We start from the raw sequence: 24,969 nt of genomic DNA, 5'->3' as shown, positions 1-24,969 counted from the left end.
AAGGTCGATATTGTCAGGCAACCGGTTGTTGCCGATATGGGCCTCGATGAAAGGGGAAAGGCAATGGGAGCAGTACCGTACAGCGAAGAGAACACAGCCGCGTATCCGATCAATGAAGGGTTGCAGTGTGGCCAGTCGACCTATCACGCGGACTTCGGTGATGAGCCGATCAAGTCCATCAGGACGAAGGTGGCCAAGGTGCAGCGAGGGGAGAAGGCCAAGTTCCTGCCCCGGGTCCCGGTCAGAAAGTGACGGCGAATCATGGTAGGGGAGCTTGCTCCCGCCGGGCTGCGTAGGAGCTGTCGAGTGCAACGAGGCGATCTTTCCCCAGACAAATTGAGTTTCAAGCGAAAGATCAAAAGATCGTCCGAACGCGGCCCGAGCCTTCGGCAGCTCCTACAGGGCGATTTCGGTTTTTGCGTAAATATTTTTCATCTTTTCTCAGCGGGCGTTTTCTTTCACGTTTCTTTCACAAGCAGGTACGTACTCTCAGCTCATCCGTTAGAAAGCAGTACCTGCCCGTTTCCCCAGCGGGCTTTTTTTTGCCTGTCATAAAATAAACCGCCGTTTCGTTGTCCAACCGTCATGGCTGACGTTGTCTGGCGTAGACTCGCGCCCGCGCGCACCGGCCATTTCTCCCCGATGCGGCATTCTTGAGGTTTCTATCATGCGTTTGACTTTGTCCACCTTGGTACTGGGATTGGTGGTTGCCCAGGGCGCGATGGCTGCCGGCGACGGTACCGCCGCGGTCGGCGGTGGTCTGGGCGGTGTGTTGGGCAACGTAGTCGGCCAGCAGATGGGCGGCAGCACCGGCGCCGCGATTGGCGCGGGCGTTGGCGGCGCAGCCGGTAGTGCCGTGGGCGCGCGCAAGGGCAGCCGCACCGAAGCGGCCATTGGCGGTGGCTTGGGTTCGGCCGGCGGTTCGGTTGTCGGTAACCGTCTGGGCGGCTCCACTGGTTCCACCATCGGTGCAGGCATCGGCGGCGCGGCGGGCGGCGCATTGGGCAGCAACCTGTCCAATGACAACGATGGTCATTCCGGTGGCAAGAAGCACAAGCACAAGAGAAAGCATCGTTAAGCGGATGCTTGGATGAATAGACCCGGCCTTGCCGTGATGCTGTTCATTTGGAAAAAACGGCGCTTCTTTCAGAAATGGGAAGCGCCGTTTTTTTTGAGAAGGCTCGGTATTTACTTGCTTTGGTGTGTATATCCATTACCGAAAAAACGGATATACACTCCAACCTGACCCCCCCAAAAAAACGGCAAATCAAAATCTCCGGAACGATTGCCACCCCCCCGCTTCGAACTCATACATCCATCAACAATTGCGAGGTGTACCATGACGCCGCAAACGCAAGACAAGGACGAGAACGACTCCTCGGGCACGCCTGTCGTCAATGACCCGGGCAATGAAGACCCCGGTTCCCTGATGGATGACGCCCAGGTTCCCTTGATCGAGGAGGATGAAACCCCGGAATACCCGCTGCCTTCGCCCACCAATTCCCTGAGCCGCGACCAACGTCCACCCGATGACGATGCCGGCGTGGAGCAGGTCCCCAGCGACGATGAGGATGTCGAGGCGACCCCGGATGATCCGGACATTGCCGGTGAGGATGCCTCCGGCAAACCGAGCTGACACCAGGCCCGCCTGTCGATTCAGCGGCACCATCGTCCCGCCACGCGTGCCACACATCAGGTAAGTATCTTGAAAAGGAGACTCACCATGATGAAGTCCAACATGACCGCGCTGACACTCGCCGGGATTCTTTCGCTCGGCTCGCTGGCTGCCTTGGCAGATTCTTCGGGTGGTACGCCCCCCGTGGACAAGGGCGGGATGCCACCTTCCACAGAAATGGAGGCCGGCTCTAGTTCCGGTGCCAACGGTAACGCCTTGCCCCCAGGCTCCGTGAGCGGCGGGAACGGCGGCGATGCCAGCGGCAGCAGCACCAGCCCCGGTACGGGCAGCGGTTCGATGAGTGGTGGCAGCACGATGGGCGGTGCCGACGCCGGCGGAGGGACCAACGGAGGAACCGGTACCAGCGACGGCGGCGGCAGTGGTTCGGGCTCTGGCAGCTCGGGCCAATAGCCGTCCCACCATCATCCGGCACCGATCTGCTTTTGTGACGAGGGCGCTTGCTCCCGCTCGGTTGCGCTCTGTAGGAGCTGCCGGAGGCTGCGATCTTTTGATCTTTCGCTTGAGATTCAAGTGTCTGGGGAAAGATCGCAGCCTCGTTGCACTCGACAGCTCCTACGACGCAACCGAGCGGGAACAAGCTCCCTCGCCACGGACCCCGTCCATAGATTTCCCATTGCCGCCTCCAAGCCCCCTTGGTTATCCTGCTGAATCCTTTAAGGCGAACAGGCCGCCCTGGCCGCACCTGAGCCATCCCTGGAATGTTGTGTTGATAACGGATCAGATGCGATGAATGCACCGCTGAAAGAGTTTGGCCCGATCAAGGCTGTGATTTTCGACATGGATGGGCTGTTGCTGGACACCGAGGGGATCTACACCGAGGTTACCTCCATCATCGCCGAACGCTACGGGCGCACCTTCGATTGGAGCGTCAAGCAGAACATCATCGGGCGCGGGGCCACGGACCTGGCCAATTATGTCGTCCAGGCACTGGAGTTGCCGATCACCCCCGAAGAGTTCCTGGTCATCCGCGAGCCCTTGATGCGTGAGCGCTTTCCTCACGCCTTGGGGATGCCCGGTGCCGAGGAACTGGTGCGGCATTTGAAAGCCCACAACGTTCCGATTGCGGTGGGCACCAGTTCGTCGAGCCCTACGTTTGCACTGAAAACCACCTTGCACCGGGACTGGTTCGCACTGTTCGACTTCATCGTGACGGCGGATGACCCTGAGGTCGGCGCGGCAAAACCGGCGCCGGATATTTTCCTCACGGCTGCCCGGCGCCTGGGTATCGATCCGCGCGATTGCCTGGTGTTCGAGGATTCGCCGTTCGGCGTGACGGCCGCCAAAGCCGCCGGCATGACCGCCATTGCCATTCCGGATTCGGCCATGGCGGATGAAAAATATGCCCACGCCGACGGAATCATCCGTTCCTTGAAAATGTTCCAGCCCAGCCTTTGCGGTCTGCCGGAGTTGGAGTGGGCCTGACACTGTCGCGCTACACAGCAAAACGCCGGTCATGGTTAATGCCATGACCGGCGTTTTTTCATGCTCGGATCAGGCGCCGAAACCACCGTCGATGGTCAGGCTGGCACCAGTGATGTAACCGGCTTCCGGCCCTGCCAGGTAAGCGACGAAGCTGGCGATTTCATCGACGTTGCCGTAGCGCCCGACAGCCATCAGCGACAGCAGGCTGGAGGCGAAGTCGCTGTCGGCCGGGTTCATGTCGGTGTCCACCGGGCCGGGCTGCACGTTGTTGACGGTGATCCCGCGTGGCCCGAGGTCACGGGCCAGGCCTTTGGTCAGGCCCACCAGCGCGGATTTGCTCATGGCGTATGTGGCGCCGCCGGCGAAGGGCATGCGGTCGGCGTTGGTGCTGCCGATGTTGATGATCCGGCCCCCTTCGCCCATGTGCCGCGCAGCGGCCTGGGTGGCGATGAACACGCTGCGCACGTTGATGGCCAGGGTCTGGTCGAAATCTTCGAGTTTGAATTCATCCAGCGGCCCCATCGCCAGCACGCCAGCATTGTTGACCAGGATGTCCAGCCGGCCGAAGGCCTCGACGGTGGCCGCGACGGCGTTACGGATGGCCTCGGCGTCGGCGCTGTCCGCCTTGATCGCCAGGGCCTTGCCGCCTGCAGCGGTGATGCTGTTCTGCAGTTCTTCGGATTTTGCGCCAGAGCTGACGTAGGTGAAGGCCACGGCGGCGCCTTCTGCTGCCAGGCGTTTGACGATGGCGGCGCCAATGCCGCGAGAACCGCCCTGGATCAAGGCGACTTTACCGTTCAGTGCTTGGTTACTCATGATGATCTCCAAAAAGTGCCGGGGCGAGATGCCGCGGTGATGGAGCGAGTATCAAGAAGGTGCGGTGGGCTGTGTAGACCGCCATTGCTATAGTCTGTCTAAACCAAAAGTTTAGAGTGAGGCTCATGGAGACCTTCAACAGTATCGAATGCTTCGTGCGCAGCGCCGAAGTGGGCAGCTTTGCCGAGGCGGCGCGACATTTGAGCGTAACCCCGGCCGCGGTGGGAAAAAGCGTCGCCAAGCTGGAGGCGCGAATGGGCGTACGCCTGTTCCAGCGTAGCACCCGCAGCCTGAGGCTGACCGAAGCCGGCCAGTTGTTCCTGGGGGAAGTCGGCAGCAGTTTCAACACCATCCAGAATGCCGTCGCCAACCTGGCCAGCGCCGGTGGGCAACCGGCAGGGACGCTGAAGGTGAGCATGGGCACGGCGTTCGGTCGATTGTTTGTCGTGCCGTTGCTGGGGGAGTTTCTGCGACGCTACCCGGCGATCAACCCGGACTGGCATTTTGATAATCGCCAGGTGGACCTGATTGGCCAGGGCTTCGATGCCGCCATCGGCGGCGGTTTCGAGTTGCCCCAGGGGGTGGTGGCGCGCAAATTGACGGTGGCTCATCGGGTGCTGGTTGCCTCAACCGACTACCTGCAAACCCATGCCGCGGTGACAGAGCCGGAAGATCTGGCACAGCACCAAGGCATCCTGATTCGTTCACCACAAACCGGGCGGGTCCGTTCCTGGCAACTGACCAGCCGCAATCGGGAACACAGCCCGCTGACGCTCAAGACGCGCATGACCATGAGCGATTCGGAAGCCGACTGCGCGGCCGCCGCCCAAGGGCTTGGCATCGGCCTGGTGAGCATGCCGATCGCCGTGCCCTTCCTGGAATCCGGAGCACTGCAGCGGGTGCTGCCGGACTGGTATGTCGACGATGGCAACATCTCCATCTACTACGCCGAACATAAACTGTTGCCGGGCAAGACCCGGGCGTTTGTGGATTTCATCATCGAGCAGTTTGCCGAGCAGGGGTTGGCGCGGCGGTTCAGTGCGGTTTGAGCTGGGCTTCGGACCGAGGCGAGCCCTTCGCGAGCAAGCCCGCTCCCACAGTAGATCGGTGTCGTACACAAACCTCGTGACTAGCACTATTCAATGTGGGAGCGGGCTTGCTCGCGAAGGGCGCGCTGCGGTCTAAAGCCGTGAACTCACCGCCCAAACCGCCCCGGCCAGCCAATGATGGTCTTGGGTCGAGGCGTCGCGTAGGTGCGCACTTTCGACGTCGACAACCCCAGCCGCACCAGCGCTTCGGCAATGGTCACCGCCGCCGTCACCCCATCGACCACCGGCACGCCGGTGCGCTGGCGGATCTGCTCGTCGAGCCCGGCCATGCCGCCGCAGCCCAGGCAGATCACTTCGGCCTTGTCCTGGCTGACTGCCAGTTCGGCCTGTTGGACGATGGCTTCAAGGGCCCGTTGCGGATCCTGCTCCAGTTCCAGCACCGCCAAACCACTGGCCCGTACCGAGGCGCAGCGGTCGAACAGGCCGGACAGCTTGAGCCGGTCTTCGATCAGCGGCACGGTGCGGTCCAGGGTGGTGACCACCGAATAAGCGTGGCCGAGGAACATGGCGGTGCTGGCGCCGGCGTCGGTGATGTCCACCACCGGCACGTTGAGCAGCTCCTGCAGGCCTTCACGACCGTGTTCGCCATAGCCGGCCTGGATCACCGCGTCGAACGGCTGGTCGTAGGACATCACCCGGTCCATCACCGCGATGGCCGCCAGGTAGCTTTCAAAATTGCCCTCGATGGAGTCGGCACCGAAATGCGGCGTGAGCCCGACGATCTCGGTGCCCGGCGCGGCGACGGCCTGGGCCTGTCGGGCGATAGCCTGGGTGATGGATTCAGTGGTGTTGACGTTGACCACGAGAATTCGCATGAATTGTCCTCCTTAACACACAAAAGTAAGCGGCCCGAACCTGGCGGGCCGCCTTGAGCGATCAATGACTGACGTTATCCACCGCGATGGATTCGCCGCTGACGTCCTCGTAGTACGGCTGGCGTTTGGCGATGATCAGGTACAGCAGCCCTGCAATTGAAGCGCCAATCAGCCAGGAGAACGGTGAAACACTGTCAAAACCAGGCACCAGCGCCAGGACAATCGCGATCAGCGCTGCCGGAATGAACGCCGCCACCGCGCGCAGGTTGACCCCATTGCTGTAGAAATACGCACCGTTTGGGTCCTCGCTATACAGTTGCGGCACGTTGATGCGGCCTTTTCGCAGCAGCCAGTAGTCGACCATGATTACCCCGTACAGCGGCCCGAGCAGGGCGCCGAGGCCGGACAGGAAATACACGATCACCAGGGGGCTGTTGTAGAGGTTCCACGGCAGGATCAGCACGGCAATGGCGGCGCTGATCAGCCCGGCGCGGCGGAAGGTCAGGTACTTGGGCGCCAGGTTGCTGAGCACAAAGGCCGGGGCGACGAAGTTGGCCATGATGTTCACCGCCACGGTGACGATCAGGAAGGCCAGGCAGCCCAATACGAGGAAGAAGGTGTTGGGGATCGAGGCAATCACCTGGGTCGGGCTTTCAATGATTTGCCCATTGATCTGGAACTGCGCACCGCAGAGCAGGATGGTGATCCCGGCAAACACCAGGATGTTCACCGGCAGGCCCCAGAAATTGCCGACGACGATGGTCCGGCGGCACGGCGAGGAGCGGGCGAAGTCGCAGAAATTGAGGATCAGCGTGCCGTAGATCGACAGCCACAGCGCGCCACCGGCAAAGATATTGCGCCACATCTCGCCACCGGTCAGCGGTTCGCGGATCGACCAGGCAATGGTGGCGTCGGCCTGGGTGTACATCCAACCGGCCAGGGCCGCGACAGTCACCAGGATCACCGGCCCGGCAAAGCCTTCATAGCGGCGCACCATCTCCATGCCGTAGGCCAGGATCACCAGTTGCACGAACCAGATCGCCACGAAGCACACCCAGCCCAGGCTCGACAGGCCGAGGATCGAGTCGTGGTCGTAATCGGCAAAACCCGGGTGGATCGCCACCAGCAACACGCGCAACACCACCGAGGCCAGGTAGGTCTGGATACCGAACCAGGCAATGGCGATGACCGCCCTGATCAAGGCCGGAATCTGCGCGCCATGAATCCCGAAGCTGATCCGGCTGATCACCGGGAACGGCACCCCGGTTTTCTGGCCCATGTAGCCGGACAGGTTCATGAAGCCATACACCAGCGCCGCGCCAATCCCCAGGGACAGCAAGATCTGCCAGCCACCCAGGCCTAGCGCATACAGGCCGATGGCGAAGGAGTAGTTGGCGATGTTGTGCACGTCGTTGGTCCACAGGGCAAAGATGCTGTAGCGACCCCAGCGTCGACCTTCGGCCTTGGTCGGTGCCAGGTCTTTATTGTGCAGCCTCGGGCTCAGGGCCAGGGGCGCGGCGGTGTTGTCGTCGAGGGCCGTGGTGGTGGAGGGCAGATCCAGCGCGATGTTATTGGAGAGACTTGTACGCATTCCGGCAGGCTCCTGATTCTCGGCGCAGCGATGACTGTGCATGAGCGCGGGGCTCGACAAATCTTCGTCGCGGCGGGCGAGCATCACTGATTACGGGGCATCTGCAGCCTGTACGGGATAGGGCGCTTCAGGCTTGCGGATCTAAAGTGTGTGTATGTTTTATATAAGTTGTATACAAAACACGTGTCGACTCAAGCCAGATTTATGCCACTTACGAATCTATCCGAAGAAGTGCTAATTTCGTTTCGTTATGATGTTTGAATAAGTAACTGAAATACCGTGATTTAAAACTGACCGTTTAAACAGGTATTTATTTTTTGGCGAACGCCAACAGGGTTGGGAGGGCAGGCGAGGCGGGAGGTGTGTGTAACCTTCGGGGGCGGTAATGTAGTAAGTGCACACAAAAATGCCACTTGTAGTGACATTTTTGTGTACAGGGTTCGGCGAACGCTTAGACGGTCTTGGATTTGGCGATGATGTTCCCGGCGTGCAGCCCGCATTCTTTCTGCGTGGCTTCTTCCCACCACCAACGGCCTTCACGCTCGTGCTGGTTTGGCAGCACCGGGCGGGTGCAGGGCTCGCAGCCGATGCTGATGAACCCACGCTCATGCAGGCTGTTGTAAGGCAGTTCCAGCATGCGGATATAGCCCCAGACTTCTTCGCTGGTCATCTGCGACAGCGGGTTGAACTTGTACAAGGTGCGCTCCGGGGTGGAAAACGCCGTGTCGATTTCCAACACCGCCACCTGGCTGCGGGTGCCGGGGCTCTGGTCTCGGCGCTGGCCGGTGGCCCAGGCGCGGACATCGGTCAGTTTGCGCCGCAACGGTTCGATCTTGCGGATGCCGCAGCACTCGCCGTGTCCGTCCTTGTAGAAGCTGAACAGGCCTTTTTCCTTCACGAAGGGTTCAAGTTTCGTGTAGTCCGGCGACACCAGTTCGATGTCGATCTTGTAGTGCTCGCGCACCTGGTCGATGAAACGATAGGTTTCCGGGTGCAAGCGGCCAGTGTCGAGGCTGAACACCTTGACGTTCTTGTTCAGTTTCCAGGCCATGTCCACCAGCACCACGTCTTCGGCGCCGCTGAAAGATATCCACAGCTCGTCGCCGAATTCGGCGAAGGCCAGTTTGAGGATGTCCTGCGGGGACTTGTTGGCATAGGTCGTGGCGAGTTCCACGACGTCAAACGATGGGCTCATCAGGGCGGTTTCCTACAGGTCGGTGGCGCTGGGCGCTCTATATGGGGCTGATGGTAGCAAAAGCTGTCGGGGCTGGCGCGTTCCTGTGCGTTGCGCAGGCTTCGACGAATGGCTAGAGTCGGCAAGCCTTTTGTTCGCTCAACCAATAAACATCAAAGAAAATGGGAGTGTCTTGTGGAAATTGCCTGTCTCGACCTGGAAGGTGTACTGGTCCCGGAGATCTGGATCGCCTTCGCTGAAAAAACCGGGATTGACGCCCTCAGGGCAACCACTCGGGACATTCCCGACTACGACGTGCTGATGAAGCAACGGTTGCGCATTCTCGACGAGCACGGCCTCAAGCTCTCCGACATCCAGGAAGTCATCTCCACCCTCAAGCCGCTGGACGGCGCCATCGACTTCGTCGATTGGCTGCGCGAACGCTTCCAGGTGGTGATTCTTTCCGACACGTTCTACGAATTTTCCCAGCCGTTGATGCGCCAGTTGGGCTTCCCGACGTTGCTCTGCCATCGACTGATTACCGATGACAGCGGGCGGGTGACCGGCTACCAGTTGCGTCAGAAAGATCCCAAGCGCCAGTCGGTCCTGTCTTTCAAGAGCCTTTACTACCGGGTGATTGCCGCGGGAGATTCCTACAACGACACCACGATGCTGGGCGAAGCCGATGCCGGGATTCTGTTCCATGCGCCTGAAAACGTGATCAGCGAATTCCCGCAATTCCCGGCGGTGCACAGCTTTGCCGAGTTGAAGCAGGAGTTTCTCAAGGCTTCGAATCGTAGCCTGAGCCTGTAAGACTGTCGCAAGACCTGTGGGAGCGGGCTTGCTCGCGAAAGCGGTGTTTCAGCCAGCATTGAGGGTGACTGACACGACGTCATCGCGGGCAAGCCTTGCTCCCACAGGGGTATGAAGCAATCCTGTGTGCGAGGCTGCTCAGCCTTGTTCCCACAGGGGGATGGCACGCAGCCTGTGGGAGCAAGGCTTGCCCGCGATGCTTTAAAGGTTCTGCAAGGTTTCGAGCAACACCTTCACCTTGGTAATCGACTCCTGATACTCGGCCTCCCAGTCCGAATCCGCGACAATCCCGCCGCCGCCCCAGCAGCACACTTGCCCATCCTTGACCAGCAGGCTACGGATGGCGATGGAGCTGTCCATTTCCCCGCGCACGTCCAGGTACAGCAACGAGCCGCAATACAGGCCGCGTCGGGTCGGTTCGAGTTCGTCGATGATCTGCATGGCGCGGATTTTCGGGGCGCCGGTGATCGAGCCACCGGGGAAGCTGCCGGCGATCAGGTCCAAGGCGTCCTTGTCGTCGGCCAACTCGCCGGTCACGCTGCTGACCAGGTGATGCACGTTCGGGTAGCTTTCCAGGCTGAACAACTCCGGCACCCGCACCGAGCCAATGCGGCAGGTGCGGCCCAGGTCGTTGCGCAGCAGGTCGACAATCATCAGGTTTTCCGCCCGGTCCTTGGGGCTGGCCAGCAGCTCGGCGGCTTGGGCTGCGTCTTCGCGGGGCGTTGCTCCGCGGGGCCGGGTGCCCTTGATCGGCCGGGTTTCCACATGGCCTTCGCTGACCTTGACGAAGCGTTCGGGCGACAGGCTCAGCACCGCGCCGCCATCGGGCAGGCTCTGGAAACCGGAAAACGGCGTCGGGCACGCCGCCCGCAGCGCCTGGTAAGCGGCCCAGGCATCGCCCTGGCAGGGCGCGCGAAAGCGCTGGGCAAAATTGACCTGGTAGCAGTCACCCGCCTGGATATACGCCTGGATACGCTCGAAGGCCTGTCGATAGGTTTCGGCGCTGAGGTCGGGGATCATCGCTCCTTCGAGGCTGAAGGCGCCAACGGAGGCCGCAGTCGGCTGGCTGAACAGGGCGATCAGGCGCTGGCGTTCGCCTTCGCCGCAATGGGGGTGGAAGACCAATTGGCTGGTGCCGGCCTGGTGATCGCTGACCAGCGCCCAGTCGTACACGCCAAAACGCGCGTCGGGCAGTTGCAGGTCGTCCTTGGCGTGGGATGGCAAGGTTTCGAGGTGTCGGCCGAAGTCATAGCTCAAGTAGCCGATCAGGCCGCCGGCAAAGGGCAATTGCACCGTGGTAGGCAGTACGGCGTGCCCCAGCCGTGTCAGTTGGATGCGCAGGCGTCGCAGGAAATCTGCACCGCTCTCGTCCGGCAGCACCGCCAGTTGCGCCAGCGGCCAGGCGCTGAGCAGATCATAACGCCCACGTTCGGCACTCGGCCGGCCACTGTCGAGCAGCACGCTGCCGGGGACATGACGGATCGCCGCGAAATACTCGGCAGGGTTGGCGCGGTAGGGTAGCGGGTGTACGGAGCAGGTTGGCATGGGCGGGGCAGGTCAGCCGTTCAGGCGGGGGAGCGATTGTAATCCTTCTGTAGGATTTGCTCCTAGAGGGATGTCGGAGATGGGCATGTCTGGAAGGATCGACGATATCTGTGGCAAGGGAGCTTGCTCCCGCAGGGTTGCGCCCGTAGGAGCTATCGAGCGAAGCGAGGCTGCGATCTTGTCCCAGGCAGTTGAGTCGCAAGCCAAAGATCAAGATCAAAAGATCGCAGGCTTCGCCAGCTCCTACAGAACCCGGCGGGAGCAAAGTTCAATTTTCAACCCTCAACCGGCGCAATATGCCCGAACAACGCCTGGGCAAACGCCACGCGCTCTTCCACGGTTTCGGTAACGCCGCGGGCCTTGAGTTCTTCCAGGTGGGCTTCCACCGCGTGGGTGCGCAGGGTCAGGCCGCAGTCGTTGGCGATCTGGATGTTCAGCCCTGGCCGGGCGTTCAGCTCCAGGATCAATGGGCCTTTTTCCTGGTCCAGCACCATGTCGACGCCGATGTAGCCCAGCCCGCACAGTTCATGGCAACCGGCGGCCAGTTTCATGAAGCCGTCCCAGTAGGGCAGTTGCACGCCGTCCACCGCGTTGGTGGTGTCGGGGTGTTTGGCGATGATGTTGTTCAGCCAGGTGCCGCGCAGGGTCAGGCCGGTGGCGAGGTCGACGCCCACGCCGATGGCGCCTTGGTGCAGGTTGGCCTTGCCGCCGGACTGACGGGTCGGCAACCGCAGCATGGCCATCACCGGATAGCCCATCAGCACGATGATGCGGATGTCCGGTACGCCTTCGTAACTGATGCTCTTGAAGATCTGGTCCGGCGTCACGCGGTACTCGATCAGCGCCCGGTCACGGTGCCCACCCAAGGAGTACAGGCCGGTGAGGATGCTGGAGACATGGTGCTCGATTTCCTCATGGCTGATGATCTTGCCGGACACCGTGCGATAGCGACCCTCGAAACGGTCGGCGATGACAATGATGCCGTCGCCGCCTGCGCCCTGGGCCGGTTTGATCACGAAGTCGCTGCGCCCGCCGATGATCTCGTCGAGCTTGTCGATTTCCTTTTCGGTGGAGATCACCCCGTACAGCTCCGGCACATGAATGCCGGCGGCGATGGCCCGTTCCTTGGTGAGGATCTTGTCATCGACGATGGGGTACAGGCTGCGCTTGTTGTACTTGAGCACGTAGTCGGCATTACGCCGATTGATGCCCATGATGCCCCGGGCTTCCAGGGCCTTCCAGGTCTTCCAGAAACCGAACATCAGGAGTCTGCCTTGAGGAAGGCCTTGAACCGCACCAGCTCGGTCAGGCGGTAGCCGCGATAACGCCCCATGGCCAGCATGAAGCCCACCAGGATCAGCAGGATCGCCGGGAATGTGAACACGAAGTACACCAACTCCGGCACGCTCATGATCAGGTGCGCCAGGGACGCGGCGAACAACGTGCCGATGGCGACTTTCATCGCATGGCCGGCACCGCGCTCTTCCCAGGTGATGGACAGGCGTTCGATGGTCATGGTCAGGATCACCATCGGGAACAGCGCCACCGACAGGCCGCGCTCCAGGCCCAGCTTATGGCTGAACAGGCTGATGGCGGCGATCAGCACCACCACGAACGTCAGCACCACCGAGAGCCTTGGCAGCATCTGCAGCTTGAGGTGCTCCAGGTACGAACGCAGCGACAGGCCCAGCGTGGTGATCACCGTGAACAGGATGATGCCGAAGCCCAGTTGGGTCTCGCGAAAGGCCAGGGCGATCAGTACCGGGGTGAAGGTCCCCAGGGTTTGCAGGCCGATCAGGTTGCGCAGTATCAGGATGACCAGCACGCCGATCGGGATCATCACCATGATCATGAAGGTTTGCTGGGTCTGCAGCGGCAGGCCGTAGAGCGAGTATTCGAGGAAGTTGGCGTCGGTGTTCTCGTCTGTCAGCTTGGCCAGGCGAATGGCGTTCATTTCGCTGTTGTTCAGGGTGAAGGTGACGGTGGCTTTCTTGCCACCATCGACGGTGACCAGGTTTTCATCGCCGGTCCACCACAGCAGGCGGTCGGAAGACAGGCCCTGCTCGCCGGTGTCCGGGTTGAAATACAGCCAGTCGGTGCCGTTGAAGCTGCGCAACCACAGTTCAGGTGTCTGCGGTAGATCAGCCACCAGGCGGATGGTGTGGACCTTTTCCACTGGCACGTGGGCGATGGACAGCACCAGTTCGACGATTCGCGCCTTGTTGGCCGAGGAAGGGTCGCCGGCCAGCAACAGCTTGACGTTGTCGTCGTTGAGGTTGTTGACCCGCTTGATCGTTTCGCTGATGAACGTCTCGACGTCGGCCGAATGCTGGCGGATCGGCGCGAGCAGGGCTTCGGCGGCCAGCTTCTCCGGACCTTCGACGGCGATGCTGTCGCGGAAGGTCGGGCCCTTGAGCTTGGTTTTTTCGGCGCTGTAGCGCTTGGTCAGCACCAGGCGGTAATAAAGGGTCTGGTTGCCCTTGGCGCGACGAGCCGACCACGTCACCTTGCGGTTACCGTCGACTCGGTTCACTGCCACGCCGTAGTTATTGGAAATGAAACTCTCGTTGAGGCTTACGTAGTCGCGGCTCAAGGGCGGCACGAACATCTGGATCTTCACCGGATCCTTGGCGTTGGCGACGAACTCGACCTTGGCGTCGATGTTCCACAAGTCGTCGGTGGCATCTTCGGTCACCGGAATGCCGAGCACGAAAATCTGATAGGCCGTCACCGACAGGCCCAACGCCACCAGGATGGCGATCAGTATTTTCAGATGGAGGGTAAGAGAGCGCATTGGGATTACTCTGCGGTATGAGCGGCATTGGCGCAGGCAGGTTTGCCGGCGGCGTATTTAAGGCTGGGGTCGACCAGTGCGTCGAAGCGCTTGAGCGCCTCGGAACCGATCAGTAACGGGTATTGGAAGGCGCTGCGGTCGGTCAGGTTCACTTCGATGCTGCGCAAGGCCGAGCCCATGCAGATATCCAGTTCGATGACCGGTCGGGCCGTGTATTTCTTGCCTTCTTCCGGGTCGTAGTCACCGGCACGGCGTTTGATCTTGCTGACCCGGGCCAGCGGACGTTCGATGGGGTGCGAGTGGGCCGCGTCGATGGCCAGGTAAAAGCGCACCCAGGACTCGCCATTGCGCTTGAAGCGCTTGATGTCCCGGGCACTCAGCGAGGCGGTCTTGGCACCGGTGTCCAGCTTGGCGGCGACCTCCAGGTCGATGCCCTGCAGGGCGGCGTATTCGTTGAGGCCGTACACGGTTTTTTCACCCGCCGCGGCAAGCCCCGGCAGGCACATGAAGTAAAGAACAGCAGTTAAGGGCTTGAGTGTCATAGATCCTGGTGCGCAGCGTTCCGTTTATCGGTTCAGGCCCTGGCATTACTGCACAAGCTCCCTGGGCAGCCTTCCCTATAAAAGGAGAGCGGCAAATCGCGCGGCATTCTAGCACGGTGGTTTTCTGACGCCACCGCTGGCCGGACGCTACGACGCATTCAAACGAGCGGTTATGGCAATTGGGCTTATTAGACGATTGTCGACAATGTCGATTTATGTTTTGACGTTAACGGCTCTTTTGGTTAGTTTTTGCCGTATTGATTTTAAAGGTGTCGACAATATGCTCGATCAGCTCGAAACCCCGGTGATGGCCCAAGACGATTCGGAGACCCTTTCCGAGAACGTCTTCCGACGTATCCAGGCCGCCATCGTCAAAGGCGAGATCGCCCCGGGCAGCAAGATCTCCGAGCCCGAGCTGGCGCGCACCTACGGCATCAGCCGCGGACCGCTGCGCGAGGCGATCCATCGCCTGGAAGGCCAGCGCCTGCTGGTGCGGGTGCCTCACGTCGGTGCCCGGGTGGTGTCGCTGAGCCACGCCGAGCTGCTGGAACTCTACGAAATCCGTGAGTCCCTCGAAGGCATGGCCTGCCGCCTGGCGGCCGAACGCATGACCCTGGAAGAAATCGACGAGCTGCGCCGGGTGCTGGAGACCCACGAACGCGATGCGGCGTTCCAGGCCGGTGTCGGTTATTACCAGCAGGAAGGCGATTTCGACTTTCATTACCGGATCATCCAGGGCAGCGGCAACCGCACCCTGACGCAGATGCTGTGCGGCGAGCTGTACCAACTGGTGCGCATGTACCGCATCCAGTTTTCCACTACGCCGAACCGTCCGCGCCAGGCCTTTGCCGAGCACCATCGGATTCTAGACGCCATCGCCGACCGTGACGGCGAACTGGCTGAATTATTGATGCGCCGGCACATCGGTGCGTCCAAACGCAACATTGCGCGTCATTTCCAGGACAGCGCCGCCACTGAACGAGGTGAGTCATGAGTTCCAGCAAGAGCACGCCAGGCCAGCGTTTCCGCGAGGCGGTCGCCACCGAGCATCCGCTGCAAGTGGTGGGCACGATCAACGCCAACCACGCGCTGCTGGCCAAACGCGCCGGTTTCAAGGCGATCTACCTGTCGGGCGGCGGCGTGGCCGCCGGCTCCCTCGGCGTGCCGGACCTGGGCATTACCGGCCTGGATGACGTGCTGACCGATGTGCGCCGTATCACCGATGTGTGCGACCTGCCGCTGTTGGTGGACGTGGACACCGGCTTCGGTTCCTCGGCGTTCAACGTGGCGCGTACGGTCAAGTCGATGATCAAGTTCGGCGCGGCGGCCATCCACATCGAGGACCAGGTCGGCGCCAAGCGTTGCGGCCATCGTCCGAACAAGGAGATTGTCTCGCAGCAAGAAATGGTCGACCGCATCAAGGCCGCCGTCGATGCTCGCACCGATGACAGTTTCGTGATCATGGCCCGTACCGATGCCCTGGCGGTGGAAGGCTTGGAGTCGGCCCTGGATCGCGCCGCCGCCTGCATCGAGGCCGGTGCCGACATGATTTTCCCGGAGGCCATCACCGAGCTTGAAATGTACAAGCTGTTCGCCAGCCGCGTGAAAGCGCCGATCCTGGCCAACATCACCGAATTCGGCGCGACCCCGCTGTACACCACCGAACAGTTGGCCGGTGCCGACGTGTCCCTGGTGCTGTACCCGCTGTCGGCGTTCCGCGCCATGAACAAAGCCGCCGAGAACGTCTACACCGCGATCCGCCGCGACGGCACGCAACAGAATGTCATCGACACCATGCAGACACGCATGGAGCTTTACGATCGCATCGACTACCACACCTTCGAGCAGAAGCTCGATGCGTTGTTCGCGGCGAAAAAATGAACAGGTCGCAGCCTCGCTGTTCCGTAGGAGCTGTCGAGTGCAACGAGGCTGCGATCTCTTCCCTCCATTCTCTACAAATCTAAAAACGGGAGACAGCAAATGGCCGAAGCAAAAGTACTCAGTGGCGCCGGGCTCCGTGGCCAGGTAGCCGGGCAAACCGCATTGTCCACCGTAGGCCAGTCGGGCGCCGGCCTGACCTATCGCGGCTATGACGTTCGCGACCTGGCGGCAGATGCGCAATTTGAAGAAGTGGCCTACCTGCTGCTGTACGGCGAGCTGCCGACCCAGGCACAGCTGGACGCCTACATCAGTAAATTGCGCGGTTTGCGGGACTTGCCCCAGGCTTTGAAAGAAGTGCTGGAGCGCATTCCCGCCGAAGCCCACCCGATGGACGTCATGCGCACCGGCTGCTCGTTCCTGGGCAACCTGGAACCGGAGAACGACTTCTCCGAGCAGCACGACAAGACCGATCGCCTGCTGGCCGCGTTCCCGGCAATCATGTGTTACTGGTATCGCTTCAGCCACCAAGGCCAGCGCATCGAATGCGTGACGGACGAAACCTCCATCGGCGGCCACTTCCTGCATCTGTTGCACGGCAAGAAGCCGAGCGAGCTGCATGTCAAGGTGATGAATGTTTCGCTGATCCTCTACGCCGAGCACGAATTCAACGCCTCGACCTTCACCGCCCGGGTTTGCGCCTCCACGCTGTCGGACCTGTTTTCCTGCATCACGGCCGCCATCGGCTCGTTGCGCGGCCCGCTGCACGGCGGCGCCAACGAAGCGGCGATGGAAATGATCGAGCGCTTCAGCTCGCCCCAGGACGCCATCGAAGGCACCCTCGGCATGCTGGCGCGCAAGGACAAGATCATGGGCTTCGGCCACGCGATCTATAAGGACAACGACCCGCGCAACGAGGTGATCAAGGGCTGGTCGAAAAAACTCGCCGATGAAGTGGGCGACACGGTGCTGTTCCCGGTCTCCGAAGCCATCGACAAGACCATGTGGGAGCAGAAGAAACTGTTCCCCAACGCCGATTTCTACCATGCCTCGGCGTACCACTTCATGGGCATCCCGACCAAGCTGTTCACGCCGATCTTCGTTTGCTCGCGCCTGACCGGCTGGGCCGCCCACGTGTTCGAACAACGCGCCAACAACCGCATCATCCGACCGAGCGCCGAATACACCGGCGTCGAACAGCGCAAGTTCGTGCCAATCGAACAACGCTGAGCTGGAGGGTTCTAGCCGCAGGAACTGGATACCCCCGAAACCCTGTGGGAGCGAGCAAGCTCGCTCCCACAGTGGCCGGGGTCGCTTCAAGTCCGGCGCCACCCTTCTGAAACCACCGTGACCCGAGTCCTGACGATGAACACAGAATTTCGCAAACCGCTGCCCGGCACTTCGCTGGATTATTTCGACGTTCGTGAGGCCGTGGACGCCATTCGCCCCGGCGCCTACGACGGCCTGCCATACACCTCTCGCGTGCTGGCGGAAAACCTGGTGCGGCGCTGCGACCCGGCCACGCTGGGCGAGTCGCTGCTGCAACTGATCGAGCGCAAGCGCGACCTGGACTTCCCGTGGTTCCCGGCCCGCGTGGTGTGCCATGACATTCTTGGCCAGACCGCGCTGGTGGACCTGGCAGGCCTGCGCGACGCCATCGCCTTGCAGGGCGGTGACCCGGCGCAGGTCAACCCGGTGGTGCCGACCCAACTGATCGTCGACCACTCGCTGGCGGTGGAAAGCGCCGGTTTCGACCCTCAGGCCTTCGCCAAGAACCGCGCCATCGAAGACCGGCGCAACGAAGACCGTTTCCACTTCATCAACTGGACCAAGAAAGCCTTCAAGAACGTCGACGTGATTCCGCCGGGCAACGGGATCATGCACCAGATCAACCTGGAAAAAATGTCCCCGGTGATCCAGCAGCGTGACGGCGTGGCGTTCCCCGACACCTGCGTGGGCACCGACAGCCACACGCCCCACGTCGATGCCCTGGGCGTGATCGCCATCGGCGTCGGTGGCCTGGAGGCCGAAAGCGTCATGCTTGGCCGCGCCTCGTGGATGCGCCTGCCGGAAATCATCGGCGTCGAGCTGACCGGCAAGCTGCAACCGGGCATCACCGCCACTGACATGGTGCTGGCGTTGACCGAATTCCTGCGCCAGCAAAAAGTCGTCGGTGCCTGGCTGGAGTTTTTCGGCGAAGGCGCCAGTGCCCTGACCTTGGGCGACCGCGCGACCATTTCCAACATGGCCCCGGAATACGGCGCCACGGCGGCGATGTTCTATATCGACCAGCAAACCATCGATTACTTGAAACTCACCGGTCGTGAAGACGAGCAGGTGCGGTTGGTCGAGACCTACGCCAAACAGGCCGGCTTGTGGGCTGACAATCTCAAAGGCGCGCAATATGAGCGTGGCCTGACCTTCAACCTGTCGTCGGTGGTGCGCAACATGGCAGGTCCGAGCAACCCGCACGCCCGGGTTGCGGTGTCGGACCTGGCCGCCAAAGGCATTTCCGGGCAGTGGGACGATGTGCCGGGGCAAATGCCCGACGGTGCGGTGATCATCGCCGCCATCACCAGTTGCACCAATACCAGCAACCCTCGCAACGTCATTGCCGCCGGCCTGCTGGCGCGCAACGCCAACCGCCTGGGCCTGGTCCGCAAACCGTGGGTCAAGTCGTCCCTGGCGCCGGGTTCGAAAACCGTGGCGCTGTACCTGGATGAAGCCGGCCTGACGTCCGAACTCGAGAAGCTGGGCTTCGGCGTGGTGGCGTTCGCCTGCACCACCTGCAACGGTATGTCTGGCGCGTTGGACCCGGTGATCCAACAGGAAATCATCGACCGCGACCTGTATGCCACCGCGGTGTTGTCGGGCAACCGCAACTTCGACGGGCGTATCCATCCGTACGCCAAGCAGGCGTTCCTTGCCTCGCCACCGCTGGTGGTCGCTTATGCCATCGCCGGGACCATCCGCTTCGACATCGAGAAGGATGTACTGGGTGTGGTGGACGGTCGGGAAATCCGCCTCAAGGACATCTGGCCGAGCGACGAAGAAATCAATGCGGTGGTCAAGGCCTCGGTGAAACCCGAGCAGTTCCGCCAGGTGTACATCCCGATGTTCGCCATCCAGGAAGACACCGGGCCGAAAGTGACGCCGCTGTACGATTGGCGCCCACAAAGCACCTACATCCGTCGTCCGCCGTATTGGGAAGGCGCGCTGGCCGGTGCGCGGCCGCTCAAGGGCATGCGCCCGCTGGCGGTGCTGCCGGACAACATCACCACCGATCACCTGTCGCCGTCCAACGCCATCATGCTGGACAGCGCCGCCGGCGAATACCTGGCGAAAATGGGCCTGCCGGAGGAAGACTTCAACTCCTACGCGACCCACCGCGGCGACCACCTGACCGCGCAGCGCGCCACCTTCGCCAACCCGAAACTGTTCAACGAAATGGTCCAGGAAAACGGCAAGGTCAAGCAGGGCTCCCTGGCCCGGGTCGAGCCGGAAGGCAAGGTCATGCGCATGTGGGAAGCCATCGAGACCTACATGGAGCGCAAGCAGCCGCTGATCATCATTGCCGGCGCCGACTACGGCCAGGGTTCGTCCCGGGACTGGGCGGCCAAGGGCGTGCGACTGGCCGGTGTCGAGGCGATCGCCGCCGAAGGCTTCGAGCGCATCCACCGCACCAACCTGGTGGGCATGGGCGTGTTGCCGCTGGAGTTCAAGCCCGGCACTGATCGCAAGACCCTGGGCATCGACGGCAGCGAAGTCTATGACGTGATCGGCGAACGCACGCCGCGTGCGACGCTGACCCTGGTCATCACTCGCAAGAACGGCGAGCGCGTCGAGGTGCCGGTGACCTGCCGCCTCGATACCGCTGAGGAAGTGTCGATCTACGAGGCCGGTGGCGTATTGCAGCGTTTTGCCCAGGACTTCCTTGAATCGGCGAATGCCGTCTAAATCACAGTTGCGGACACCCCCTTGGGTGTCCGCTTGAGGAGCATCATGGCTCACGCACCGCAAATCAGAATACCCGCCACCTACATGCGTGGCGGCACCAGCAAAGGCGTGTTCTTCAGCTTGCAAGACTTGCCCGAAGCAGCCCGCGTCCCAGGCACCGCCCGGGATACGCTGCTGCTACGGGTGATCGGCAGCCCCGACCCGTACGAGAAGCAGATCGATGGCATGGGCGGCGCGACGTCCAGCACCAGCAAGACTGTGATCCTGTCCAAGAGCACCCGGGCCGACCACGATGTCGATTACCTGTTCGGCCAGGTGTCCATCGACAAACCGTTCGTGGACTGGAGTGGCAACTGCGGCAACCTGTCGGCGGCGGTCGGTTCATTCGCGATCAGCAGTGGTTTGGTGGACGCCGGCCGCATCCCGCAGAACGGCGTGGCCGTGGTGCGGATCTGGCAAGCCAACATCGGCAAGACCATCATCGCCCATGTGCCGATCACCGACGGCGCGGTGCAGGAAACCGGTGACTTCGAACTCGACGGCGTGACCTTTCCGGCGGCTGAAGTGCAATTGGAATTCATGGACCCGGCGGCAGAAGAGGAGGGGGGTGGTGGCTCGATGTTTCCCACCGGCAACCTGGTGGACGACTTGGAAGTGCCCGGCGTTGGCACCTTCAAGGCGACGCTGATCAACGCCGGGATCCCGACGATTTTCATCAATGCACGGGACGTCGGCTACACCGGCACCGAATTGCAGGGTGCCATCAACGGCGATCCCAAGGCCTTGGCCATGTTCGAGACCATCCGCGCCCACGGGGCCTTGCGCATGGGCTTGATCAAGCACCTGGACGAAGCCGCCCAGCGCCAGCACACACCGAAAGTGGCGTTCGTTGCACCGCCAGCGGACTACCTTTCATCCAGCGGCAAAGCCGTGGCGGCTGGCGACGTTGACCTGCTAGTACGGGCGCTGTCCATGGGCAAGCTGCATCACGCCATGATGGGCACCGCAGCGGTGGCCATCGGCACGGCCGCGGCGATTTCCGGCACCTTGGTCAACCTCGCGGCCGGTGGCATCGAGCGCAATGCCGTGCGTTTCGGCCACCCGTCCGGCACCTTGCGCGTCGGCGCCGAGGCCAGCCAGGTCAACGGCGAGTGGACCGTGAAAAAAGCCATCATGAGCCGCAGCGCGCGGGTGTTGATGGAAGGGTTTGTGCGGGTGCCAGGGCAAGCCCTGAGCTGAGTTGAGCCCTGTGGGAGCGAGCTTGCTCGCGAAGGCGGTGTGTCAGTCGACAAAAATGTGATGGCCCCACAGCGGATGACTGTCAGCCTCCCGTCAGCGCCGTGACGACCAGCCCCACATTGCTTTCCAGCTCCGCCACCGGGTCGGCGCCATCGGTGCTCAACACCAGTAATTGGCTACCTCCTTCGGTAATGGCTGCTTTCAGCGCATCCGAGGGCTGGCGATGGTGCAGCACCAGCGCCACGTCATTGTCTTTCAACGTCGCGCTCAACTGCTTGAGCGCTTCGGTTGTCCAGTCGGCGTCGGGCCGGGCATCGGTGCTGATTGCGTCCAGATTTAGCCCGCTGACCAGGTAGCCGAAATGCTCGCTCAGGCTGACCACGCTCAGGTTATCGGCGCTGGCGAGGCGTTTTTCGCTGTCGGCGCTGAGTTTGAGCAAGCGTTGCTTGAGGGCCGCCAAGTTGGAGTCGATCTTCGGTTTGTCCGCCGGGGCCAGGCGCACCAGGTCGGCGGCGATCACGTCGGCCATGCGTCCCAGGTTATGGCTGGCCATCCACGGCTGGCTCGCCAGGCCGTCGGCGATGCCCGGTTGCACGGCGATACCAGGCAGGGCACCGTCCACGGGGCGGGCGGCATCGACTTCAACGATGCGGATATTGCTGCGTCGCGCCATGGGGTACAGCGGATCGTCCGGCCAGAGCGAGCGCAGGCCGATCACCCCGTCAGCATCGCCGGCCAGTTTGCTCAAGGCCGGCGCGCCACGGCCGCTGAAGTAGGCACTCTGTCGGGTACCGGGCAGAGTGGCGGGTGCGGCCCGCTCCAGGCTGACCTCGGTGCCCTTGAGCAAGGCCTCGCCCAATCCGTAGGTGACCGGCAACGATGCCAGCAGACGGACCTTTTCGGTGGCAGATGACGAGGTGACGGCCACGGCGCATAACGCGACGGCCAGGGTCAGTTGTCGCAATGAAAAAACCATTTATCCAAGATTCCCTTTGAGGCTGGGGACGACACCGCGGGCGATGGCGCTCAGGGCGAAGGCGATGCCGGCCACCAGAATGATTGCGGCGCCGGACGGGATGGGCAGGTCGAACACAATGGGCGCGAGAATCCCGCACAAGGTGCTGGCGGTGGCAATCAGCACTGAACACCAGAAAAAACCTTTCAATGATTGGCTGAGCAGGCGCGCCGCGGCAGCCGGGATCACCAGCAACGCGCCCACCAGAATCGCGCCGATGACTTTCACTGCTGCCACGGTGATCAGCGTCACCAGGATCACGAACAGGTAGTCCAGGGTCTTGACTGCCACCCCGCGCACCGCCGCCAGTTGTGGGTTGAAGCTGGCGAGCATGATGCGGTTGTATAGCGGCAAGGCCAGGGCCATCACCAGCGAGCCGACCACCGCCAGCACCAGCAGGTCATTGCCATTGACCGTCAGCACCGAACCAAACAGTACGTTCTCCAGGATGTGCACGTTGATCTTGCCCGCCAGGATCAGCAGCAGGCTGGCGCCCAGGGCCAGGGACACCGACAGGAAGACGCCGATCAACGTGTCGGGCGCCAGGCCGGTGCGGTTGCGCAGGTAATTGAGCAGGATGCCGAACAGCAGGCAGTAGCCGAACAGGCTGCCGTAAGGCCCGGTGTAGGGTTCGCCGAGCAGGATACCGACCGCCACGCCGGTCAGCGCCGCATGGCCCACCGCCTCGGAGAAAAACGCGAAGCGCTTGACCACCACCAGCGTGCCCAGGCCGCCCAGCACCGGGCCGATCAACAATCCGGCCAGCAACGCGTTGACCACGAACCCATAGGCCAGCGCTTCGGGCAAGTAACCGGACGAGGCCCAGCCCTGGACCATCAGACGAAAGGCTTCATAGCTCATCAGGCAGCGCTCCCGTTCGTGCGCGGATGGGTGGAAAACAGCGTCAGCAGGCGCTCTGGCGTCAGGGTCTGGCGGGGCGGACCGTCGAACAGTACCCGGCGGTTCAGGCCGGTGACACGGTCGGCCAGGCGCCCGACGGCTTCCAGGTCATGTTCGATCCACAGCACGGTGATCCCGGCTTGGCGCCAGTCCTGCAGCAACCGTTCGAACACCTGGATGCCGGCTTCGTCCAGGGCCGACATCGGTTCATCCAGCACCAGCAATTGCGGCGAGGGAATCAGCCCCTGGGCCAGCAACACGCGCTGACGCTCACCGCCGGACAGCGCGCCCATGCGCCGTTTGCGCTTGTCCTGCATGCCGACCCGCTCCAGGGCCTGTTCTATGGCGCCGGCATAGTGCTTGCTCAAGCCGAGAAAGGCCGGCCGCCGCTGACACATCGCCGCCATGAAATCCTCCACCGTCATGGGCAGGCCCCGGTCGAACTCCAGCGCCTGGGGTACGTAGCCGATCACCCCGGGCTCGCCTGGCCATTGCAGGCTCAAGCGTCCCTGGTGCGGCATCTGTCCGAGCAAGGTCTTGATCAGCGAACTCTTGCCACCACCATTGGGGCCCACCAAGGCATGGATGCTGCCGGGCTCCACCTGAAATGCCACGCTGTCGAGAATGGTGGTGCGGCCCAGGTTCAGGCTGACGTCGGCGAACGCAATCAAGGGGCCGACGCGGTGCAGGGTGAGGGTTTCCTGGACGGTCATGCGCCAGACTCCTGGATCGCCCGGACCACGGTGTCGAGGTTGCCGGCCATTTCCTTTTCGTACTTCTCGGGGCTGTAGTCGCCGTAGGAAATGTGCGAGAGCGGGTACAGCTTCACGCCCGATTCACGCTGGATGGTGTCGACGTAGGTGGACGGGAAGTCCATCTCCGAGAAGATCACCTTCACGTCCAGCTCGCGCAGTTGGTCGATGGTTTTCTTCAACTGGCTGGGGCTCGGTTCGATGCCGTGGGCCGGCTCGACCACGGCGGTCACCTCCAGGCCGAATTCGCGCAACAGGTAGTCGTAGGCGGCATGCACCGTGGCGACCCGCAACTCGGCATTGGGGGCCTGGGTCAGCTTCGCCAGGGCGGCGGCGCGCATCTGCCGCAGGCGCTTGCCGTAGGCGCGGGCGTTCTGGGTGTAGGCCTTGGCGTTGTCCGGGTCGAGCTTGCCCAACTCCCGGGCAATGTTATTGACCTGGGCAATGGAAGCGCTGATGGACAGGAACGTGTGCGGGTTCACGACTTTGCCCGCGCCCCGGGCTGCCGTGCCGGTGGCGGCCAGCAGGGGCACGTTTTCATTGGCCTCGATCACTTTCATGTTCGGGGTTTCGCTGGCGGCGATCATGCGGTCGGCGAAATCGTCGTGGCCCACGCCGTTGAGCACGATCACGTCGAGACTGCTGATACGCTTGATGTCTTCGGCCCGTGGCTCATAGGCATGGGGATTGAAACCGGCCGGGATCAGCGGCACGACCTCGGCCTTGTCGCCGACGATATTGGCCACGTAGCTGTAATAAGGGTGCAGGGTGATGCCGATGCGCAGGCGCTTGGCTGTTTCGGCGTACGCCTGCGAGGTGAACAGGCAGGCCAGCAGGCCGATCAGCAGCAGGTGCAACAAGGGACGGCGTGGGGATGCAATGGGCATGGGCAAACGGTCTTCTCTTGAATG

The 24,969-nt window shown here is 62.1% G+C and carries 24 protein-coding genes; 12 read left to right on the top strand and 12 right to left on the bottom strand.

Annotated features, from left to right (window positions below; all coding sequences use genetic code 11):
• Positions 1–63 precede the first annotated feature (63 nt).
• From GFU70_RS19615 to GFU70_RS19595, 5 genes are all read left to right on the top strand, one after another.
• Positions 64–252, top strand: a complete 189-nt coding sequence (locus tag GFU70_RS19615) for a hypothetical protein (RefSeq protein WP_058544292.1) — start codon at positions 64–66, stop codon at positions 250–252.
• Between the two features lie 415 nt (positions 253–667).
• Positions 668–1,078, top strand: a complete 411-nt coding sequence (locus GFU70_RS19610; protein ID WP_064106989.1) for a glycine zipper domain-containing protein — start codon at positions 668–670, stop codon at positions 1,076–1,078.
• Positions 1,079–1,429: 351 nt separating this feature from the next.
• On the top strand, positions 1,430–1,636 hold the full coding sequence (locus tag GFU70_RS19605; RefSeq protein ID WP_058543729.1) for a hypothetical protein: 207 nt from the start codon (positions 1,430–1,432) through the stop codon (positions 1,634–1,636).
• A gap of 87 nt (positions 1,637–1,723) precedes the next feature.
• Positions 1,724–2,086, top strand: coding sequence for a hypothetical protein (locus GFU70_RS19600; protein ID WP_153388673.1), 363 nt, complete (start codon positions 1,724–1,726; stop codon positions 2,084–2,086).
• Positions 2,087–2,422: 336 nt separating this feature from the next.
• A complete protein-coding gene (locus tag GFU70_RS19595; RefSeq protein WP_058543727.1) occupies positions 2,423–3,118 on the top strand; it encodes an HAD-IA family hydrolase in 696 nt (231 codons plus the stop codon).
• A gap of 69 nt (positions 3,119–3,187) precedes the next feature.
• On the opposite strand, the gene GFU70_RS19590 is transcribed toward GFU70_RS19595, so the two are convergent.
• Complete coding sequence (locus tag GFU70_RS19590) at positions 3,188–3,934, bottom strand: 3-oxoacyl-ACP reductase family protein (protein ID WP_153388672.1); 747 nt, start codon at positions 3,932–3,934, stop codon at positions 3,188–3,190.
• Between the two features lie 125 nt (positions 3,935–4,059).
• On the opposite strand from GFU70_RS19590, the gene GFU70_RS19585 reads away from it, so the two are divergent.
• Positions 4,060–4,983, top strand: coding sequence for a LysR family transcriptional regulator (locus tag GFU70_RS19585; protein ID WP_153388671.1), 924 nt, complete (start codon positions 4,060–4,062; stop codon positions 4,981–4,983).
• 146 nt (positions 4,984–5,129) lie between these two features.
• On the opposite strand, the gene GFU70_RS19580 is transcribed toward GFU70_RS19585, so the two are convergent.
• The 3 genes from GFU70_RS19580 to GFU70_RS19570 form a co-directional block, all read right to left on the bottom strand.
• Positions 5,130–5,858, bottom strand: a complete 729-nt coding sequence (locus GFU70_RS19580; protein ID WP_116641635.1) for an aspartate/glutamate racemase family protein — start codon at positions 5,856–5,858, stop codon at positions 5,130–5,132.
• 61 nt (positions 5,859–5,919) lie between these two features.
• The gene (locus GFU70_RS19575; RefSeq protein WP_116641636.1) at positions 5,920–7,449 is read right to left on the bottom strand and encodes an NCS1 family nucleobase:cation symporter-1; all 1,530 of its coding nucleotides are present in this window, start codon (positions 7,447–7,449) and stop codon (positions 5,920–5,922) included.
• Between the two features lie 451 nt (positions 7,450–7,900).
• Positions 7,901–8,644, bottom strand: coding sequence for a phosphoadenylyl-sulfate reductase (locus GFU70_RS19570; RefSeq protein WP_013693959.1), 744 nt, complete (start codon positions 8,642–8,644; stop codon positions 7,901–7,903).
• Positions 8,645–8,818: 174 nt separating this feature from the next.
• Here GFU70_RS19570 and thrH point away from each other — a divergent pair, with 174 nt between their 5' ends.
• The gene (gene thrH, locus GFU70_RS19565) at positions 8,819–9,436 is read left to right on the top strand and encodes a bifunctional phosphoserine phosphatase/homoserine phosphotransferase ThrH (RefSeq protein WP_153388670.1); all 618 of its coding nucleotides are present in this window, start codon (positions 8,819–8,821) and stop codon (positions 9,434–9,436) included.
• Positions 9,437–9,637: 201 nt separating this feature from the next.
• Here the strand turns inward: thrH and pabB are convergent, their stop codons facing one another.
• From pabB to GFU70_RS19545, 4 genes are all read right to left on the bottom strand, one after another.
• Positions 9,638–10,981: an aminodeoxychorismate synthase component I gene (pabB, locus tag GFU70_RS19560; protein ID WP_153388669.1), complete on the bottom strand. Its 1,344-nt coding sequence runs from the start codon at positions 10,979–10,981 to the stop codon at positions 9,638–9,640.
• 275 nt (positions 10,982–11,256) lie between these two features.
• A complete protein-coding gene (locus GFU70_RS19555; RefSeq protein ID WP_058546385.1) occupies positions 11,257–12,243 on the bottom strand; it encodes an alpha-L-glutamate ligase-like protein in 987 nt (328 codons plus the stop codon).
• Entirely contained in the window at positions 12,243–13,775 is a 1,533-nt protein-coding gene (locus GFU70_RS19550; RefSeq protein WP_058546384.1) for an inactive transglutaminase family protein, read from the bottom strand. The genes GFU70_RS19555 and GFU70_RS19550 overlap by 1 nt, the downstream gene beginning before the upstream one ends.
• Positions 13,776–13,780: 5 nt before the next feature.
• Complete coding sequence (locus GFU70_RS19545; protein WP_058546383.1) at positions 13,781–14,317, bottom strand: ATP-dependent zinc protease; 537 nt, start codon at positions 14,315–14,317, stop codon at positions 13,781–13,783.
• A 280-nt stretch (positions 14,318–14,597) separates the two neighbouring features.
• On the opposite strand from GFU70_RS19545, the gene GFU70_RS19540 reads away from it, so the two are divergent.
• The 5 genes from GFU70_RS19540 (at position 14,598) to prpF (ending at position 21,391) form a co-directional block, all read left to right on the top strand.
• Positions 14,598–15,311, top strand: coding sequence for a GntR family transcriptional regulator (locus tag GFU70_RS19540; protein ID WP_003204063.1), 714 nt, complete (start codon positions 14,598–14,600; stop codon positions 15,309–15,311).
• The gene (gene prpB / locus GFU70_RS19535; protein WP_058546382.1) at positions 15,308–16,198 is read left to right on the top strand and encodes a methylisocitrate lyase; all 891 of its coding nucleotides are present in this window, start codon (positions 15,308–15,310) and stop codon (positions 16,196–16,198) included. The genes GFU70_RS19540 and prpB overlap by 4 nt, the downstream gene beginning before the upstream one ends.
• A gap of 99 nt (positions 16,199–16,297) precedes the next feature.
• Positions 16,298–17,425 (top strand): 2-methylcitrate synthase, encoded by a 1,128-nt coding sequence (gene prpC / locus GFU70_RS19530; RefSeq protein ID WP_058546381.1) that lies wholly within the window; start codon positions 16,298–16,300, stop codon positions 17,423–17,425.
• Positions 17,426–17,560: 135 nt separating this feature from the next.
• Positions 17,561–20,152 carry a Fe/S-dependent 2-methylisocitrate dehydratase AcnD gene (gene acnD / locus GFU70_RS19525; RefSeq protein ID WP_058546380.1) on the top strand — a complete coding sequence of 864 codons (2,592 nt, stop codon included), beginning with the start codon at positions 17,561–17,563 and terminating at the stop codon, positions 20,150–20,152.
• Positions 20,153–20,197: 45 nt separating this feature from the next.
• Positions 20,198–21,391 carry a 2-methylaconitate cis-trans isomerase PrpF gene (gene prpF / locus GFU70_RS19520; RefSeq protein WP_116641642.1) on the top strand — a complete coding sequence of 398 codons (1,194 nt, stop codon included), beginning with the start codon at positions 20,198–20,200 and terminating at the stop codon, positions 21,389–21,391.
• A gap of 82 nt (positions 21,392–21,473) precedes the next feature.
• Here the strand turns inward: prpF and GFU70_RS19515 are convergent, their stop codons facing one another.
• From GFU70_RS19515 to GFU70_RS19500, 4 genes are read right to left on the bottom strand one after another with little or no spacing between them, the layout of a single operon-like run.
• Positions 21,474–22,367, bottom strand: a complete 894-nt coding sequence (locus tag GFU70_RS19515; protein ID WP_153388668.1) for a metal ABC transporter solute-binding protein, Zn/Mn family — start codon at positions 22,365–22,367, stop codon at positions 21,474–21,476.
• A complete protein-coding gene (locus GFU70_RS19510) occupies positions 22,368–23,267 on the bottom strand; it encodes a metal ABC transporter permease (protein WP_058546377.1) in 900 nt (299 codons plus the stop codon). It abuts the gene before it with no gap.
• A complete protein-coding gene (locus GFU70_RS19505; protein WP_058546376.1) occupies positions 23,267–24,019 on the bottom strand; it encodes a metal ABC transporter ATP-binding protein in 753 nt (250 codons plus the stop codon). The genes GFU70_RS19510 and GFU70_RS19505 overlap by 1 nt, the downstream gene beginning before the upstream one ends.
• On the bottom strand, positions 24,016–24,945 hold the full coding sequence (locus tag GFU70_RS19500) for a metal ABC transporter solute-binding protein, Zn/Mn family (protein ID WP_058546375.1): 930 nt from the start codon (positions 24,943–24,945) through the stop codon (positions 24,016–24,018). Before GFU70_RS19500 ends, GFU70_RS19505 begins: the two co-directional genes overlap by 4 nt.
• Positions 24,946–24,969: the final 24 nt, after the last annotated feature.

It is taken from the genome of Pseudomonas brassicacearum, from assembly GCF_009601685.2.
Classification (GTDB): domain Bacteria; phylum Pseudomonadota; class Gammaproteobacteria; order Pseudomonadales; family Pseudomonadaceae; genus Aquipseudomonas; species Aquipseudomonas kilonensis_B.
Note: the sequence above shows the minus strand (reverse complement) of the source record. Positions and strands in the feature narration are given on the sequence as shown.